The organism is Methylosarcina fibrata AML-C10 (assembly GCF_000372865.1).
Lineage (GTDB): Bacteria > Pseudomonadota > Gammaproteobacteria > Methylococcales > Methylomonadaceae > Methylosarcina > Methylosarcina fibrata.
Genome location: NZ_KB889965.1, coordinates 946,088 through 963,229 on the forward strand (window position 1 = coordinate 946,088; position 17,142 = coordinate 963,229).

At 52.9% G+C, this 17,142-nt stretch carries 21 protein-coding genes, 1 tRNA gene, 4 pseudogenes and 1 CRISPR repeat array (1 of these 27 running past the window's edge); of the genes and pseudogenes, 24 read left to right on the top strand and 2 right to left on the bottom strand.

Going from position 1 to position 17,142, the window contains the following annotated elements; all coding sequences use genetic code 11:
• Positions 1–787: a CRISPR direct-repeat array (repeat unit 37 nt; unit sequence ATTTAAATACCAGACCTTATAAAGAAGGGATTAAGAC); it begins 2,774 nt to the left of the window's first position.
• Positions 788–910: 123 nt separating this feature from the next.
• From cas2 (A3OW_RS0104610) to A3OW_RS0104640, 7 genes are all read left to right on the top strand, one after another.
• On the top strand, positions 911–1,195 hold the full coding sequence (gene cas2 / locus A3OW_RS0104610; RefSeq protein WP_026223332.1) for a CRISPR-associated endonuclease Cas2: 285 nt from the start codon (positions 911–913) through the stop codon (positions 1,193–1,195).
• Positions 1,196–1,198: 3 nt separating this feature from the next.
• The gene (cas1, locus tag A3OW_RS0104615; RefSeq protein ID WP_020562256.1) at positions 1,199–2,164 is read left to right on the top strand and encodes a CRISPR-associated endonuclease Cas1; all 966 of its coding nucleotides are present in this window, start codon (positions 1,199–1,201) and stop codon (positions 2,162–2,164) included.
• The gene (locus tag A3OW_RS0104620) at positions 2,161–2,907 is read left to right on the top strand and encodes a CRISPR-associated endonuclease Cas1 (RefSeq protein ID WP_020562257.1); all 747 of its coding nucleotides are present in this window, start codon (positions 2,161–2,163) and stop codon (positions 2,905–2,907) included. Before cas1 ends, A3OW_RS0104620 begins: the two co-directional genes overlap by 4 nt.
• The gene (gene cas2 / locus A3OW_RS0104625) at positions 2,907–3,215 is read left to right on the top strand and encodes a CRISPR-associated endonuclease Cas2 (protein WP_020562258.1); all 309 of its coding nucleotides are present in this window, start codon (positions 2,907–2,909) and stop codon (positions 3,213–3,215) included. Before A3OW_RS0104620 ends, cas2 (A3OW_RS0104625) begins: the two co-directional genes overlap by 1 nt.
• Positions 3,216–3,355: 140 nt before the next feature.
• Entirely contained in the window at positions 3,356–3,802 is a 447-nt protein-coding gene (locus tag A3OW_RS0104630; RefSeq protein ID WP_332309797.1) for a protein YgfX, read from the top strand.
• Between the two features lie 106 nt (positions 3,803–3,908).
• Entirely contained in the window at positions 3,909–5,000 is a 1,092-nt protein-coding gene (gene ychF / locus A3OW_RS0104635) for a redox-regulated ATPase YchF (RefSeq protein ID WP_026223333.1), read from the top strand.
• 53 nt (positions 5,001–5,053) lie between these two features.
• A tRNA-Met gene (locus tag A3OW_RS0104640) sits at positions 5,054–5,130 on the top strand.
• A gap of 38 nt (positions 5,131–5,168) precedes the next feature.
• On the opposite strand, the pseudogene tnpA reads toward A3OW_RS0104640, so the two are convergent.
• Positions 5,169–5,627: pseudogene (gene tnpA, locus A3OW_RS25865) on the bottom strand (IS200/IS605 family transposase).
• A gap of 407 nt (positions 5,628–6,034) precedes the next feature.
• Complete coding sequence (locus A3OW_RS0104650; RefSeq protein ID WP_020562263.1) at positions 6,035–6,349, bottom strand: aminotransferase-like domain-containing protein; 315 nt, start codon at positions 6,347–6,349, stop codon at positions 6,035–6,037.
• A gap of 180 nt (positions 6,350–6,529) precedes the next feature.
• On the opposite strand from A3OW_RS0104650, the gene A3OW_RS0104655 reads away from it, so the two are divergent.
• From A3OW_RS0104655 to A3OW_RS24075, 17 genes and pseudogenes are all read left to right on the top strand, one after another.
• The gene (locus tag A3OW_RS0104655; protein ID WP_026223334.1) at positions 6,530–7,006 is read left to right on the top strand and encodes a VOC family protein; all 477 of its coding nucleotides are present in this window, start codon (positions 6,530–6,532) and stop codon (positions 7,004–7,006) included.
• A 93-nt stretch (positions 7,007–7,099) separates the two neighbouring features.
• Positions 7,100–7,614 (top strand): annotated as a pseudogene (locus tag A3OW_RS28465) (SRPBCC family protein).
• 54 nt (positions 7,615–7,668) lie between these two features.
• Positions 7,669–7,782, top strand: coding sequence for a hypothetical protein (locus A3OW_RS29005; protein ID WP_020562266.1), 114 nt, complete (start codon positions 7,669–7,671; stop codon positions 7,780–7,782).
• Between the two features lie 10 nt (positions 7,783–7,792).
• Positions 7,793–7,894: pseudogene (locus A3OW_RS29010) on the top strand (DUF899 family protein); the annotation flags it as partial.
• Between the two features lie 37 nt (positions 7,895–7,931).
• A pseudogene (locus A3OW_RS25875) lies at positions 7,932–8,507 on the top strand (DUF899 family protein); the annotation flags it as partial.
• 51 nt (positions 8,508–8,558) lie between these two features.
• Positions 8,559–8,954, top strand: coding sequence for a dihydrofolate reductase family protein (locus A3OW_RS24070; protein WP_198291289.1), 396 nt, complete (start codon positions 8,559–8,561; stop codon positions 8,952–8,954).
• A gap of 63 nt (positions 8,955–9,017) precedes the next feature.
• Positions 9,018–9,419, top strand: coding sequence for a VOC family protein (locus tag A3OW_RS0104680; protein WP_020562269.1), 402 nt, complete (start codon positions 9,018–9,020; stop codon positions 9,417–9,419).
• A gap of 142 nt (positions 9,420–9,561) precedes the next feature.
• Positions 9,562–9,984 carry a VOC family protein gene (locus A3OW_RS0104685; RefSeq protein ID WP_020562270.1) on the top strand — a complete coding sequence of 141 codons (423 nt, stop codon included), beginning with the start codon at positions 9,562–9,564 and terminating at the stop codon, positions 9,982–9,984.
• A gap of 96 nt (positions 9,985–10,080) precedes the next feature.
• Entirely contained in the window at positions 10,081–10,566 is a 486-nt protein-coding gene (locus A3OW_RS0104690) for a VOC family protein (protein ID WP_020562271.1), read from the top strand.
• Positions 10,567–10,770: 204 nt separating this feature from the next.
• A protein-coding gene (locus A3OW_RS26890) for an IS630 family transposase (RefSeq protein WP_085984325.1) occupies positions 10,771–11,884 on the top strand; the annotation gives its coding sequence in 2 pieces (ribosomal slippage) (positions 10,771–11,198 and positions 11,197–11,884; 1,116 coding nt in all).
• Between the two features lie 39 nt (positions 11,885–11,923).
• Positions 11,924–12,499, top strand: coding sequence for a class I SAM-dependent methyltransferase (locus tag A3OW_RS0104705; protein ID WP_020562273.1), 576 nt, complete (start codon positions 11,924–11,926; stop codon positions 12,497–12,499).
• 84 nt (positions 12,500–12,583) lie between these two features.
• Positions 12,584–13,129, top strand: a complete 546-nt coding sequence (locus A3OW_RS0104710; RefSeq protein WP_020562274.1) for a DUF4256 domain-containing protein — start codon at positions 12,584–12,586, stop codon at positions 13,127–13,129.
• Between the two features lie 72 nt (positions 13,130–13,201).
• On the top strand, positions 13,202–13,300 hold the full coding sequence (locus A3OW_RS26895) for a DUF1428 family protein (protein WP_083918141.1): 99 nt from the start codon (positions 13,202–13,204) through the stop codon (positions 13,298–13,300).
• 69 nt (positions 13,301–13,369) lie between these two features.
• The gene (locus tag A3OW_RS0104715) at positions 13,370–13,801 is read left to right on the top strand and encodes a VOC family protein (protein WP_020562275.1); all 432 of its coding nucleotides are present in this window, start codon (positions 13,370–13,372) and stop codon (positions 13,799–13,801) included.
• A gap of 5 nt (positions 13,802–13,806) precedes the next feature.
• Positions 13,807–14,217, top strand: coding sequence for an SgcJ/EcaC family oxidoreductase (locus A3OW_RS0104720; protein WP_157385790.1), 411 nt, complete (start codon positions 13,807–13,809; stop codon positions 14,215–14,217).
• A gap of 646 nt (positions 14,218–14,863) precedes the next feature.
• Complete coding sequence (gene ygfZ, locus A3OW_RS0104725) at positions 14,864–15,868, top strand: CAF17-like 4Fe-4S cluster assembly/insertion protein YgfZ (RefSeq protein WP_020562277.1); 1,005 nt, start codon at positions 14,864–14,866, stop codon at positions 15,866–15,868.
• The gene (locus tag A3OW_RS24075) at positions 15,868–16,890 is read left to right on the top strand and encodes a COX15/CtaA family protein (protein ID WP_020562278.1); all 1,023 of its coding nucleotides are present in this window, start codon (positions 15,868–15,870) and stop codon (positions 16,888–16,890) included. The genes ygfZ and A3OW_RS24075 overlap by 1 nt, the downstream gene beginning before the upstream one ends.
• The last annotated feature ends 252 nt before the right edge of the window (positions 16,891–17,142 follow it).

A 17,142-nucleotide genomic window follows, 5' to 3' on the forward strand; every position in this document is an offset into this window, starting at 1 on the left:
TTAAGACGCTTTCTTTGTTTATACATTTCGTCATACCGCGGGATTTAAATACCAGACCTTATAAAGAAGGGATTAAGACTTTTAGGCAAAATCCATTTGCCAGAAATTTTTTAATTTAAATACCAGACCTTATAAAGAAGGGATTAAGACGTCTATCTGCATATCTGGTATAGCATAAGTTGCTTCATTTAAATACCAGACCTTATAAAGAAGGGATTAAGACAAAAGAAAAATTAATCTATTACGCTAAATTCGTAATTTAAATACCAGACCTTATAAAGAAGGGATTAAGACCCTCGATCGAAGAAGCATGTTTTTTTGCTTCTTATTTAAATACCAGACCTTATAAAGAAGGGATTAAGACACACTACAAAGATGTTCAAAGGCATTGTCAATCATTTAAATACCAGACCTTATAAAGAAGGGATTAAGACAGAAAGATAAGCGAGATTTTAAGATAAAGGTTTCTATTTAAATACCAGACCTTATAAAGAAGGGATTAAGACCATTGACTAGCGCGGTCATTTCCGCTGTTGTTAATTTAAATACCAGACCTTATAAAGAAGGGATTAAGACACATCGAAATGATCAAACTCATAAGTACCATCCATTTAAATACCAGACCTTATAAAGAAGGGATTAAGACTATTCTTTTAAGCCAGGTTTCGGCCTCGTCCTGATTTAAATACCAGACCTTATAAAGAAGGGATTAAGACTTAAAGTTATTGATTGTTTCAAGTTTTTCAAAAAATTTAAATACCAGACCTTATAAAGAAGGGATTAAAATTCATAAGAAGCCTTGAATTGATTTCATCAGCAGCAAGGACGCCGCTCCTCACATCGATCAGTCACGCATCCCGACAAGCTTGTCAAACGCCCCACTCTCCGCTTGTTGCCTTATGCTGACCGCATGAGTCAGAGACAACTTTACATCGCCGCGTACGACATCCGGGACAGCAAGCGATTGCGCAATGCCTTGAAGGTCGTGCGCGCTTATGCGTCCGGCGGGCAAAAATCGGTTTATGAATGTTTTTTGACTCCGAACGAGAAATCGGCATTGCTGCTGGAAGTCGATCAGGTGATTGATTCCGCCGAAGACCGTTTCTTTCTGCTGAAGCTGGAGGCCCGAGGCCGGGTCTATACGCTGGGCAAAGCGGTGCCGCCTCAGGACGGCGCTTTTTATTACATAGGGTGAACGATGAGTACGTTATATCTCGACCGCAAGAACCTCGCCATCAAGCTGGACGGCGAAGCCATGGCCTTATATGAAAACGGCGAGCGGCGCGGCACGGTGCCGCTGCACATGCTGGAGCGAATCGTGACCAGGGGCAATGTCGAATTTGAAAGCCGAGTGTTCGGCGCCTTGAGCGAACGCAAGATAGCCATGCTGTTTCTGTCCGGACGCACTCACCGCGGCAACGCCACGTCGTTCAATTATTCCCATGGCGACGTGAGCCGGCGGCTGGCTCAATATCATGCTTATTTTCAACCGGATCACCGCTTTGCGCTGGCTCGTAATCTGGTGCAAGCCAAGCTGCACAATCAGTACAGCGCTTTGCAGGAGGCGCTCGCTGCGAGGCCCGACTTGCGGAGACCCTTGTTTTCCGCGTCGGAAACCATCCAGTCCATCCGGCAAAAGCTCGAAGGCCTGCATTCCGGCGGCTCGTCGCTCGATCAGTTGCGGGGCTTCGAAGGCAGTGCATCGGCCGCCTATTTTGCCGCTTATACCCAGCTTTTTCCGGCGTCGCTGGGATTTACCAAAAGGATGAAAAGACCGCCGACCGACCCGGTCAATGCCTGTCTGTCGCTGGGCTATACGCTGCTGCATTTCGAGGCGGTCGGCGCCTGTCTTCTGACCGGACTGGAGCCGCTGCTCGGCTTTTATCACGAGCCGGCTTTCGGCAGAGAATCGATGGCTTGCGATTTAATCGAGCCGGTCCGGCCCCGTCTGGATGGTCTCGTCTGGGATCTGTTCCGGGAACGCCGGCTAAGCAGTGACCATTTCGTTACGGACAAGGGCCGCTGCCTGCTCAACAAGACCGGCCGCAAGCATTTTTATGCCCGGTACGAAACCTTCGCCGGTCCGGTCCGGCGTCTGCTGCGCCTTTATGGCCACCGGTTGGCCAAAGACTACTTGCAAACCGATTGGGACAGGCCGTTATGAAGCCTTTATATATCGACGGCGCGGCCGGCATACAGGTCGATTACGACGAGCCGGCGCTGGTGGTGACGGCCGCCGGCAAGACCCGGCAATTATTTCCCTTGGCCAGAATTTCGCGCATTATAGTGACCGGACCGGTCGACTGGAGCATGCCCGCTCTGTTCGCCTGCGCCGATGCCGGCATCGCCGTGGTATTTTTGCTGTCCAGCGGAGAAGTGCGCTGCCGCTGGCTGGGATGTTTTCCGCACCGGCAAAATCTGGTGCAGTTGTTTGCCGATTTCTGGCAGCGCGCCGACGCGTTGGACCGCTATCGGGACTGGCTGGCGGGAATGGAGCGCATGGCGGTGCGCAGTTCGGCCCGGCGGTTCGGCTTCGCCGACTGGCAGGAAGCCGATGCGGCAGGACTGCGTGCATGGATCGAGCAATCACTGACTTGTTCCTGGCTAACGCTGCCCCGGCAGGTATCGGGTTTTTTGCTGGCCACGGTATTGCACACTCTGGGCCAAACCGGACTGGACGCCCGAGCCGATTGCTTGCACGACGACCGGTTCGATCTGGCCGCCGACTTGAGCGGACTGCTTCTCTGGGATTTCTATCCGGCTTTGATCGCCTGGAACAAGCAATCCCCTGCCCTTCCCGAGCATCAGGCCCTGGCCGGCTTTTATGAAAAAAGGATGCCGCGCACCGAGAATCTGCTGAGAGGGCTATTGAACAAATGGCATCGTTATTTGCTGGAGCTGTCCTGATGGCCAGGCAAAGAAAAAAACAGTACCTGATCTCGTATGACATCGCTCATCCCAAACGTCTGGGCCGGACGCACCGGATTTTAAAAAAAGCGGGGTTGCCGTTGCAGTATTCGGTATTCACCGTGGTGTTGAGCCAAACCCGGCTGGAGCGCCTTTTGGCGGCCATCGAAAAAATCATCGATCCGCGCGAAGACGACGTCCGCTGCTACGCCCTGCCCGTTAAAATCGATTGTAAAAGTCTGGGCCGACAGTCGTTTCCGGGAGACGTGATGCTGTTCAGCAACGGCGTCAATCGATTGCTGGGTTAAGGCAGTCGGCGTGATTTGCCTTGGCTGCGAGGATAGCCACGTCAGATCTATAAGGTTATTGAAACCTCGCAGGTCAGGCTAATCCAGGCTATAGTTGTAAGCGCCACGTCATTCCGACAAAGATTTCTCAATGCTTGCCAATGACCCAGTCAGCCGGACAACCCCTCATTGCCGCCTGTAGGCCCTCCTCCATGTTGAAAAGGACGGTCATGGCCGCTCACGGCCTCGCCTTGGCCGCATGCCTGGCCAATGCCTTGCCGGTTTTGTACAAAATGATGCTGTCGATTGCCGTCGCCGGGCATCTGTACCATGCACTGAAGCGGCAAAATGCCGGCCTTCTTTCCCTGAAGTACAGCGATGCAGGCGGATGGCAAATCGCCCACGGCGATGAATTCGAACCGGTCGCTATCATGAAGTCGACGGTGGTCACCCCTGTCGCCGTCTGGCTGCACGTCCAGAGCCGCCCGAAAACGGGATTTTTCGCTCGGAGCGATCGGGCATTCCTCGTCCCGTACGACTGCCTGGACGAGGACGGCTATCGGCGTTTGGTCGTCACTCTGAAAACCACCCTGGCTGAAAAAAGATAAACTTTTAGCTTTTTTCAGGACCGACGAAACTTGTATAATAGCCGGTTTGTTTCGGCAAGCCCGTCTTGCCGCTTCTGTCTGTTACCGCACGCATCAAGAGAACCTAATGGCACTGTACTGTGGAATCGTGGGCCTGCCCAATGTCGGCAAATCGACCTTATTCAATGCATTAACCCGGGCGAAAATCGCAGCCGAAAATTATCCGTTCTGTACGATCGATCCCAACGTCGGCGTCGTGCCGGTGCCGGACGGCCGCATGGACAAGCTGGCGGAAATCGTCAAGCCGGAACGCGTGGTGCCGACCACGATCGAATTCGTCGACATCGCGGGCCTCGTCGCCGGCGCTTCCAAAGGCGAAGGGCTGGGCAACCAGTTTCTCGGCAACATCCGCGAGACCGATGCGATCGCGCACGTGGTGCGCTGTTTTCATGACGATAACGTCGTGCACGTGGCCGGTAAAATCGATCCGATCTCGGACATCGAAGTCATCAACACCGAGCTGGCCCTGGCCGACATGGCGACCGTCGAAAAAGCTCTGCTGCGCACGGCCAAGGCCGCCAAATCCGGCAACAAGGACGAGCTGGCGAAAAAACAGGTGCTGGAGCGGGTGCTCAAGCAACTGAACGAAGGCGAACCGGTCCGGGCGCTGGGCCTGTCGGACGAGGAAAAGGCCTTGATCAGGGAACTCTGCCTGCTGACCGTCAAGCCGACCATGTACATCGCCAACGTTCAGGACGACGGCTTCGAGAACAACCCGTTGCTGGATAAAGTGCGGGCGCTGGCCGACAAGGAAGGCGCGCAGGTGGTGCCGATCTGTGCCGCCATCGAAGCCGAAATCGCTCTTTTGGACGATGAAGAAAAAAAGGAATTTCTCGACGATCTGGGACTGGAAGAGCCGGGCTTGAATCGGGTCGTCCGGGCCGGCTACGCCCTGCTCAATCTGGCCACCTATTTCACCGCCGGAGTCAAGGAGGTCAGAGCCTGGACCATTCCGGTCGGCGCTTCCGCGCCGCAGGCCGCGGGCGTGATCCACAGCGATTTCGAACGAGGTTTCATTCGCGCCGAAGTGATCGCCTACGAAGACTTTATCGCCTACAAAGGCGAGCAAGGCGCCAAGGATGCCGGAAAATGGCGACTTGAAGGCAAGGATTACGTCGTCAAGGACGGCGACGTCGTTCATTTTCGCTTCAATGTTTGACAAGAATTTCGGTAATATTTATAATTTCCGTTCTTTACAGACCTATCACATAGGGCGATGTAGCTCAGCCGGTTAGAGCGTGGGATTCATAACCCCAAGGCCGGTGGTTCGATCCCACCCATCGCCACCAAAGAATTCAAGGGCTTAGGTAATTTACCAAGCCCTTTTTTATTGCCTGCGGGACACTGGCGGCAACACATCACAACAATTTAGCCACGGTTTCCGTTGTTCTATTCGCTGCCCTTGATGCCGGATGTTTCTCTGGTCAGCTCTTCGTCCCGACCCGCCATCGAGACAAAATAATCTCGTATCCCAAAATGTTGACCCGCAAAATTTCGCTTCCTTTCCCGATAAACTCGGGCCAAATGAATCGCACTCTTGCCTTTGATATAACCAATCACTTGTGATACCGCGTACTTCGGTGGAATCGATATCAGCATGTGCACGTGATCCGGCAGCCAATGCCCTTCTTCAATTCGGCTTTCCTTCTGGCTGGCCAGCTTACGGAAAACTTCTCTCAAATACGGACGCAACTGCTTATATCAGGACCGGCGGCGACACTTGGGGATAAACGCCACATCATATTCACTCCCACTTGGAGTGGCTTAAACTTTCAGACTCGTTCATCCGGTTTCGCCTCTGTCGTGTGCTTGGCGGCTCACGACGGGAGTTTCCTGATGAACTCCACTGAATGTCAAACTTTTGCTGTCTCCCCGGTAGAGCCTGAGGATTTCTTATTTTTGGTTAAAAATACGTAACTATTCAGCGGAAATCACTGGCTTGTTTATAAGTGGTTTCAAAGTAAGGAAAACCAACTGTAGGAGCGACGCCAGTCGCGATAATCACCGCCCAAATCGCGACTGGCGTCGCTCCTACGAATACCGCTGAATAGTTACAAAAATACAAATAATACAATAGCTTTGTTTTTTATTAAAAGAATTGAGAACGCACCGTAGACTATTGCACAGTTATTCAACGGATTTTTTAAGTTCACGCATGGCGCATCAGCTCGGCAAGGTGGCTGATGGCTTCATCTATCTGTTCTGTTCTGTCCTGATCATGCCCAAGCCAAAAGCAAAGCCATTCTGCCCGTTTCCGGCAATCGGATACCGGTTCAGTGAATAAAGCCCGATGCCTATTGCTTCTGCTTGAGCAGCAATCGTTGCCGCCATTAAATTACCCTTAACCAATGCGCTTAGGTGCATGCCGCAATCGACCGGGATAGGTTCCAAGAGATCACAGCAATGGTTCGCGATGGCTTTTGTCAAAGCAGTACGTCGTTCCCCATAAACCTTGCGCATCTTGCGGATATGGCGAACCAAATGGCCTTCCGCAATAAAAGCGGCCAACGTTTCCTGTTCGAGAATGGGGCTATGACAAGAAACGCCTTCATGGCTTCGAATTTCTGTCGGGATTCAACGGCATGCCGTCGAAAATTTTTAACCGGCGTGTCGATTCGACTAACAGCCGTTCGACTAACAGTGAAAGAAATTTTTTCACTACTTCAATCTTAAAATAGGAGAACAATCATGGCTACTAAAACCAAACCCATCCCAGATGGCCACCACACTTTAAGCCCCTACCTGACAGTCCGGGGCGCGTCCGATGCGCTTGAGTTCTACAAAAAAGCATTTGGCGCTACCGAACTGTGCCGGCTCAATATGCCCGACGGAAAAATCGCCCACGGCGAGTTCAAAATCGGTGACTCGATCTTCATGATCTCGGACGAAAACCCAGGATGCAGCTCCACTTCCCCTGAAGCGCTCGGTGGCAGTCCGGTCACACTGCATCTCTACGTAACCGATGCGGACGCCACTTTTGCCGATGCCATCGAGGCGGGCGCCAAAGAAACCATGCCGCTGGATAACCAGTTTTGGGGAGATCGTATGGGCGGGCTGGTCGATCCTTTTGGCCATAACTGGCTGATCGCCACGCATGTAGAAGATGTCGATCCGAGTGAATTCCAAAGCCGAATGGAAGCTTGCTTCGCGGCAAAAACGGCTTGAGCTGGATTGTACATGGCCGTTGTTAACCCAACCCACGGAACGATTTAAACAACTTGGACAGAACTTAACGTGTAATTTTATAAGGAGGTGATGATGTCTAACTTAAACAAATTAAAACCGAACCCTGAACTGGACCTTCTATTTGAGCGCGTGGTGGATGTGCCGCGGAAGTTGTTGTGGGAGGCGTGGACAACACCTGAAAAACTGTTGCCGTGGTTTTGCCCATTACCTTGGAAGACTATTGCCTTTGAAATTGACCTGCGCCCCGGCGGGCGTTTTTACACCGTGATGCAATCGCCGGAAGGACAAACCTTCCCCAATGAGGTTGTTATTTGGAAATTATCGAAAACCAAAAGCTGATGTGGACGAATGCGCTCGAACCCGGCTTTCGCCCGGCCAAGCCGCTGGAAGCCAGCCCAGGCCATGAATGCGCCGAATTTTTCATGACGGCGACCATCGCGCTAGCGCCAGACGGCAACGGCACGAAATATACTGCGTTTGTGCAACACGCTAACGCAGAAGCGAGAATTAAACATGAAAAAATGGGCTTCAAAGAAGGCTGGGGGACTTGTCTTGATCAACTCGTGGCGATAATTAAGGCCATGTAAGCAACCGTTTTCAAAATATTTTTCACAGATTGCCGTTTATTCGGAGGAAATACTATGGTGACTCGAATCTTCGTCAACTTACCGGTAAAAAATCTCAATAAATCCGTCGAATTTTTCACCCAACTCGGCTACAGCTTCAACCAGCAGTTAGGCCGCACGAATGTATGAGGAGAACGTCATGAAAGAATCAGCAACTCCCAAAGTCGTTAGCCGTGATGAGTGGGAACGGGCTCGCGCTGAACTGCTAGTCCGCGAGAAAGAGCACACGCGTGCCGGCGACGAACTAGCCGCCGCTCGGAGGCGTCTCCCGATGGCGTCTCCCGATGACGCGGATGGAACCGGTCATGATCGTAGGTTCGGATGGCCCGGTCCGCCTTCACGATGTGTTCGAAGGCCGGCGCATGTTGATCGTGTATCACTTCATGTGGAACCCGGGCGCGCCTCACGAAAAACAATGTGAAGGCTGCACTCATAGTCAGGCGGCGATGAACTCGTCCGTTCGCGCCTACCTGGCCGAACGCGACGTGAACTACGCCGTCTTCAGCAGCGGCCCGTGGGCCGAGATCGCTGCTTATCGGGACTTTATGGGTTGGATGTCGCCGTGGTATTCGACGGCAGACTCCGGAGACGTGCTGGCGACCCGAAACGGGGGTGATCTCCGTTTCTACCTTCGGGTCGGCGACGAAGTGTTCGAATCGTATGAAACGAAGTGGCAGGGGATCGAGGCCATGTTGCCCACTCTCCAGTTGCTCGACCTCACTCCCTACGGTCGACAGGAGACGTGGGAGGACTCGCCGGTCGGCTGGCCGCAAGGGGACGAGGCTGGGTCATGGTGGCGGCGTGACGGCCGACCCGTTGCTCAATGGACGCGCACCAAGACGCCGGTCAAGTAGCGTTGCTGCTCGAACCCGTAGCTCGGTTTATACCTATATGATCGGTCCCTGGTGAACTCCATCGCTGCGGCCGAAACGCGGGCACGTACCGGTTTCGGTTCCGGAGTGGCCTCACGCTACGACAAAACTAGGAGGCGAGAGCGCGAACCTTGGGGCCGGCCGGGCGGGACGACATTCTACTTCGTCAACGACGGCCCGGAAAGCGCCCTTGAGCAGGCTAGAGAGTCTGCGGGCGGCCGCGATATTCGCATCTCGGGCGGCGCGGAAGTAATCCAGCAGTATTTAAACCTGGATGTAATCAATGAGCTGGAGATCGCACTAGCGCCAGTTATGTTCGGTCGAGGGCGACGCCTTTTCGATAATTTACGCGAGCCGTTGCCGCGGTTTCGAATTGACAAGGTGCTTGATAGTCCGGCTGCAACACACTTGCGCTATGTGCGTGAGTAAGGGCGGCCTAACCGTAGCGTTAACATCTTCACTTACTTACCTAAAACCAATTAAGGAGCCACTATGCCTACCCAAATTTTTGTCAACTTACCGGTAAAAAATCTGGATAAATCTATCGACTTCTTTACTCAACTTGGCTACAAATTTAATCCCCAGTTTACCGACGAAACCGCCACCTGCATGATAGTCAGTGACACCATCTTCGTCATGTTGTTGACGCACGAAAAATTCAAACAGTTCACCCCAAAAGCCATTTGCGACGCCACCAAGAACACCGAAGTACTGGTGTGCTTATCTTGCGAAAGCCGGGCAGATGTTGATGAGATGGTGCGTATAGCCGTTGACGCTGGCGGTACAACTTATAAAGAACCGCAAGATCACGGTTTTATGTATGCACATGGCTACCAGGATTTAGACGGGCATATTTGGGAGTTGATTTTTATGGAGCCTGAAACCGTAAAGTAAGCCTAATTGTAACTATTCAGCGAAAGCTGCGGAGGGGCAAGAGAGTTAACCGCCTTAACTGAAGGCATTGTTTCTTCGTAGAGGGCTTTAATCGCTTTTCGCTGAATAGTTACGAAAAAACTTAAACTTGAGGAGAAATAGTATGAATAGCAATCCAAGTAACCCCGTTGTCTGGTTTGAAATTTACGTGGAAAACATGGCGCGCGCCAAAACGTTCTACGAAGCCACTCTCGACGTTAAATTAGAAATAATGCAGCCCCCAACCGATGAAATGTGCAAGGAAGCGAACATGGAAATGTGGAGATTTCCGAAGCCAAAAGATAATGAAACCGCCATGACAACCCCGGGCGCAAACGGAATGCTGGTAAAAATGGAAGGCTACAAACCCGGAGTCGGCGGCACTCTGGCGTATTTTGGCTGTGAAGATTGCGGGGTAACCGCCGCGCGTGCCGCCAACAACGGCGGGCGCATCTGTAACGAAAAAATGTCTATAGGAGAGTATGGTTTTATTGCGCTGGTTCACGATACCGAAGGCAATATGATCGGCCTGCACTCCATGCAGTAAATTTCAAAACATGACATTCCTAATATTGAGATCATGCCCACAAAGGGCACTACAGCGGGACGGTTGTTACCCAGCCCGCCTTTTTGGAGAATTGATATGACAACACCAGCAAAAAATACGATTTGCCTTTGGTTTGACCGCGACGCCGAAGAAGCGGCACGGTTTTACGCCGCCACCTTTCCCGACTCATCTGTCGGTGCAGTGTACCGCGCACCGGGGGACTTTCCGTCCGGGAAGAAAGGCGATGTGTTGACGGTCGAGTTTACCGTGATGGGCATTCCGTGCCTCGGGCTCAACGGCGGGCCTGCGTTCAAGCACAGCGAAGCGTTCTCGTTTCAGGTTGCAACCACAGACCAAGCCGAAACGGATAAATATTGGAATGCTATCGTCGGCAATGACGGTCAAGAGAGCGAGTGCGGCTGGTGCAAGGACAAATGGGGCTTGTCTTGGCAGATCACGCCTCTGGCGCTAACCGAAGCGATTACTGATTCCGACCCCGCTGCCGCCAAACGCGCGTTCGATGCGATGATGACGATGCGCAAGATTGACATCGCCACAATCGAGGCGGCTCGGCGTAGCTGAAATGCAGGCGGTCCAACTTGCGTTCAAGCGGGACGCGCCTAAGCGTGGCGGTTTTGAAGGCTTATAGTAAGTTCGGCTTTGGTGGCTTCGCCAATTGTCCTTCATAGCCGCACCCTAGTAGTCAGTCAATTTAAATCAAAAGGATATATTGGGCTTGTAAGTCACTCTATAGTGGCATTGATGGTTACTGATTGAGGTCAAGCAATGCCAGCTCTTAAATACAAAGTCAATCTGACTGAAGACGAAAAGCGTGGCTTGGAAGCCATGATCAACAAAGGAAAAGCCGCGGCACGCCATCTGACACGCGCGCGAATTTTATTAAAAGCGGCAGCGGGTATTCAGGATAAAGACATTATCCAAGCTTTGGGTGTCTCGGAATCAATGGTGTTGACGACGCGCCAACGGTGTGTGGAAGAAGGCCCGGAAGCCGCCCTGAAAGAACGCCCCCGTCCAGGACGTGCCCCAAAACTGACGGAGAAGCAGGCCGCCCATATTATCGCCTTGGCTTGTAGTGAGGCGCCGACAGGGCATGATCACTGGACCTTGCGGTTGTTGGCGGACAAAGTGGTGGAATTAGCGTATGCCGACCGTTGCAGCTATGAAACCATCCGTCAGCTTTTAAAAAAACACTCTCAAACCCTGGCAGAAGCAAGAGTGGTGCATTCCCGAGGTGAGTGCTGAATTTGTCGCGGCGATGGAAGACGTGCTGGACCTTTATGAAGAACCCTACGATCCGTTGCGCCCGGTTGTGTGTTTCGACGAAAGTCCGAAGCAACTCATTGCGGAAGTCCGCCAACCTCTCCCGCCTGAGCCCGGTCAACCGGCCCGCTATGACACCGGCTATGAACGGAAAGGCGTCTGCGATTTGTTGATGATCTGCGAACCTAAACGCGGTTTTCGGCAGGTGGACATCACCGCGCGGCGGACCAAAATCGAATTCGCGCACAGCATGAAGCATATCGCTGAACTTTATCCGGACGCGGCGGTGATCCGGGTGGTGCTGGACAATCTGAATACCCATAAAATGGCGTCTTTGTATGAAGCCTTTCCAGCAGAGCAAGCCCGTGAATTGGCGCGACGGCTGGAGTTCCACTACACGCCCAAGCATGGCAGTTGGCTAAACATCGCTGAGATCGAACTGGCCGTCTTGTCGAACATGTGTTTATCACAGCGGATACCGGACACAGAGAGCCTCCGGCGTGAGGTCGAAGCCAATATCCTACCGCGCAACACCAAGGCGACGCCCGTCAATTGGCGATTTACGACGCAACAGGCACGACGTAAACTGGCTCGCCTGTATCCTTGTGTTTCTTCGTGACTGACTACTAGTTTTAGTCGGTATCAGGAGTCAGCATTGATGAGCATTATACACAGCATTTTTCTACGCATGTTCGGTCGTCCGAAGGGTATCCTGGGAAAATTAGGCGGCATTATCATGGTGCGCACGAATCAGAAATGCGCTGCGTGGGTAATTGGCTTGCTCGACATTCAAGCGCACGACAGAATCCTGGAGGTTGGGTTCGGGCCTGGAGCAGGCATTCAGCTTCTAGTCAAATCGGCATCCGCAGGCTATGTTGCCGGCGTGGATTATTCTACGGAGATGGTCGAACAAGCCACCACTCGCAATGCGGAAGCAATTGAAAGTGGCCGGTGCGACTTACGGCACGGCTCTGTGGAGTGTTTGCCTTTTGAAGACAATTCTTTCGATAAGGCAATGGCAATTAACTCCATGCAAGTCTGGCCAGATGCTTCGGCGGGGCTACAAGAAATGCAGCGAGCCCTCAAGCCGGGTGGCAGAATAGCGCTTGGTTTTACCCCCTATTCAGGGCAACCGCAGGACGGAGTGCCGGAACGGCTCACCGCTGCAGGCTTCACGGATGCGCACATAGTGGCGACAGAGCTGGGTTTCTGTGCGTTGGCGGTCAAGCCCTGACCAAGGTTCAAAGGTATGCAGGCGAAGGTTCTGGAACCGTAGCAAGCAGAGCATAACCACAGGGTTGCGCAGGAGGATATTAAAGTGGCAACAGAACTTCATGGTGAACTATTCAAAACTCTCAAAGATCGGTTCGCGAAAAACATGCGTCGTCATACTGGAATCGACTGGGGGCCAGTGCAGGCGAAATTGGAGGCGAGCCCTGAAAAAATCCAGGCACTTTATGAAATGGAACGTACCGGCGGCGAACCGGACGTCGTTAGTTATGACGGGAATACGGGTGAGTTCGTCTTCTGTGATTGTTCGCCTGAAAGTCCTATAGGCCGACGCAGCCTTTGTTATGACCGCGAGGCTCTGGACTCAAGAAAAGAAAACAAACCAAACGGAAATGCTTTAGAAATGGCGTCCATGATAGGTATTGAGTTACTTACAGAACAACAATATCGCGAATTGCAAGCGCTGGGAGAATTCGACAGGAAAACTTCGAGCTGGGTGAAAACACCGGACGAGATAAGAACCCTTGGCGGCGCCCTCTTCTGTGATCGGCGCTATGATCATGTTTTCGTGTATCACAACGGGGCCGAATCATACTACGCTGCCAGAGGTTTTCGGGGGCGGCTCAAAGTCTAGCAACCCATGCGAGCTGAATAACAGCATACCCATTGTACTTTATGAAAAAACTTAAACTTGAGGAGAAATAGCATGACTTATGTCGATGGCTTTGTCGCCGCAGTACCCACAGAAAATAAAAGCCTCTATAAAACCCATGCGGAAAAAGCTGCGGCCGTATTCAGCGCTTGATTTACGGCGGATTTGAAATGCTTGTTGATGAATAATCTATGTACTTAATCTACTTATTAAGGAGTTAACATGTCGAATTTATTAGTCCAACCTTACCTAACCTTCGGCGGCCGCTGCCAAGAAGCGCTTGAGTTTTACCGTACCGCGCTCGGTGCGCAGGTGGAGATGGTAATGCGCTTTAAGGACAGTCCTGAACCGCCTCCACCGGGAGTGTTACAACCGGGCTTTGAAAATAAAGTCATGCATTCCAGCTTCCGCATTGGTAATACCACAATCATGGCTTCCGACGGTTGCCAGGAAGGCTCGGCCTTCAGCGGCTTTGCGCTCTCGCTTACCGTGCCGACGGAAGCCGAAGCTGACCGCGCTTTCGCCGCGCTAGCCGATGGCGGCCAGGTAAAGATGCCCTTAGCCAAGACGTTCTGGTCACCGCGCTTCGGCATGCTGACCGACCGCTTTGGCGTCGATTGGATGGTCATTGTCGTGACTGAACCGGCACAATGAGACAGATGAATCCACCAACATCGGAAACACACCTCAGTAATGCTGCGAACGAAGCTGCCGTCCGCGCGCTTTATCAGCAGTTGATGGATGCCTGGAACAACGGTAGCGGCGATGACTATGCCGTTACCTTTGCCGAAGATGGCATTCTTGTCGGGTTCGATGGCACAGCCTTCAATGGGCGGCAGGAGATTGTTTCGTTTCATCAGCCATTGTTTGATAAGTGGCTCAAGGGAACACGTTTAACAGGAGACGTTACGCGCGTGCAGTTCCTAACCGCCGACATTGCCGTAATGCATGCTATCGGCAGTACAATTATGCGCGGTAAATCGAAACCCGACCCTGCAAGAGATTCCCTTCAGACTCTCGTTGCCGTGCGGGAGCATGGCGACTGGAAGCTCGCCGCCTTTCAAAACTAAAGGGGTGCCGATCCCCCAGACATAGCCGATGCCTGGCTGCTTGTTCGCTGGAGCGTTTGAATCGGTCGACTTGTCCAGAATTATTCGAGGCACCATTAACTCTCTGCGTTATGTATCGTCGCCATATCGGAACGATCCATCATAGACTCCAAATACGTACTGATGCGAGGGAAACAATTCAACAATGACCGAACGCCATCGGAAATCACCATAGCGCTGATCCGCGATGAAGCCGCAGCAAAAAAGGCGACATGCTCTTTCCCGTCAAAAACCTTCGAAACTGTTTTATTTATCCGTATTCTCGAGCCAGGCCCCTATTTTATTAATCCGGACGTAAAAAATGTGTAAAGAACGGTCATTTATTTTCGTGCCGGCCGCTCAAATTCTAAAATGATTGCAGGCGAATCCAGTGTTGACCGTTAATCTGTAAAGATCACAAAAAACATCTTTCTACCGTCTGTCGGACGAATGAATTCGCCTCTACAAAAGGCGCCCTAACCTGACATCGTCGGCAGCCGAATTCCGACGGAATGGTTGCCGGGATGACGCAAGCACAGCGCGAGGGCCGCAGGCGCTACCACTGACGATTCAACATCCTAGCGAAAGCGCGGTATAATAACCGCAATCCCATCTCAAGCACGCTTCCATGAATCAGGACTGGACTCAATTTTTACTTTCCCAACACGCGATCTTTACCCAGGATCAGCGCATCGATTTCGACTCGGAAATGCCGCAAGGCGGCAAGCGGATTTATCCCGTTCCGCAGTTGGCTGTATTAAAGGCATCCGGCAACGACGCGGCGAAATTATTGCAGGGCCAGATGACCTGCAACGTCAACGACGTCACCGAACACCGGAGCAGCCTGGGCGCTTTTTGTAATCCCAAGGGCCGAGCCATCGCCACTTTTTTACTGATCAAGCGCGGCGGCGATTTTCTGCTGGTGCTGCCGGCCGTGCTGCTGCCGTCGATTAAGGAGCGGCTGCAAAAATATATTTTGCGGTCCGACGTGCGAATTACGGACGGCTCGGAGGCGTTCTGCCTGATCGGTCTTCTCGAAGAAGACGAACCGAAGGAAGACTTCGGCCCGTTGTTCGCCACCCGTCAAGGGAAGGCCGTTTCGGTCAATCTTTCTTCCGGGCAAAACCGTTCGCTGATCATCGCCGAAGCAGAGCATGCCGCGGATTTCTGGACCGATAGGGTTCAACGGGAAAATTTCCGCCCGTCCGGTTCGGAACAATGGCGCTTTCTCGACCTGGTGGCGGGACTTCCCTGGCTGAGCACCGCGACCTCGGAGGAATTCGTTCCGCAAATGCTGAATCTCGACAAACTGGGCGGCATCAGTTTCAACAAGGGCTGCTATACCGGCCAGGAGATCGTGGCGCGCACCCATTATCTCGGCAAGGTGAAACGATCGCTCTTTCTCGCCGAAGCCGATACCGCCGACGCGCCCGCGCCGAATGCAGCGCTGGTGGACCACGCCGCCGATTCGGCGCAAAGCGCGGGCAATGTCTTGGCCGCCGCGGTCGAGGGCGGCCTTTGCACAATGCAGATCGTGCTGCAACTGGCCGACGATCAGGACCGCCACGCGTACGACTTGGCGCTCAAGGACCGTCCCGAACTCAAACTTCGTCTCATCCCATTTCAATCTTAATGAACCATCAGGCCATCCTTCGTTTTCGCCGTTTAGGCATTCTGACCATTATTGCCGTTTATTTGGTTATTCTGGCGGGAGGCATCGTCAGAGCCTCGGGCGCCGGTATGGGCTGTCCGGACTGGCCGACCTGCTTCGGGCAATGGATTCCGCCGACCGACGAAGCCCAACTGCCGGCCGATTATCACGAAATCTACGCCCGGCGCGGCTATGAAAACACCCAATTCAACCCGGTCAAGACCTGGACCGAGTACGGCAACCGCCTGGTCGGAGCCACGACCGGCCTGCTGGTCCTGCTCACCGCGTGGGCATCGCGTATTTTTCTGAGGATGGACAAGACCATTTTTTATCTGTCGCTCGGCAACGTCTTTCTGATCGGTTTTCAGGGCTGGCTCGGCTCGGCCGTGGTGGCCAGCAATCTGAAGCCGTTCATGATCACTTTCCATATGCTGATGGCGTTGGCCATCGTGGCGCTGGTCGTTTATACCATCGCCCGTTCGCAGCGGGATGCGCTCGGCCGTCTCGACGTCGGCGGCCTGCCGGACAAGTTTAAAACGGTGTTGATCGCCGTGATGGCGATGACCCTGCTCCAGGTCATGATGGGCACGCAAGTCAGGGAGGCGGTCGATTTCATCGCCCATGAACACAGCTATATCGACCGCAAGTACTGGCGTGACGATTTTCCGGTCATCTTTTACGTGCACCGGTCGTTTTCCTCGATCATTCTGTTGACCAATCTATGGCTGGTCTGGAAACTGCACCGGTCGGCGGCTCGGCAAAACCTTTTATACCGGACGGGGCTGGCGATCGTTTCGGTGATCGGCATCGCCATTCTCGCCGGCATCACGCTCGACCGGCTCGGCTTTCCCGCCGTGGCCCAGCCCGTTCATCTATTGATGGCCAACGTGATTTTCGGCTTGCAGTTTTTTCTTTACATCGGTCTCGGGTATGCCGGCAGGACGCCGCTCATGTTCGGGGAAAACGGGGAAATCAAGCCGGACTCCCCGACTCTGACCGGATAGCCTCGATTAGCCGGCCGGGATTTTTCGGCAACGAAACGGTCGTCCTGCCCGGCCCTGATCCAACCGAAAGAGAAAGGAATCTTTTTCCGTTGACACCCTCCACTCGATATCGTCCCGTCAAGGGCCGGCTTGTCTTCATTTCCTTTCTACTCAGGCTCCAGACGGAATCCTTTCATCAAGATTGCAAAATCTTTTTGTAACATGGACCGGACTTGGCCGTCCATTGGCTTGCCGTTCCCGGTTCCGGCTCAA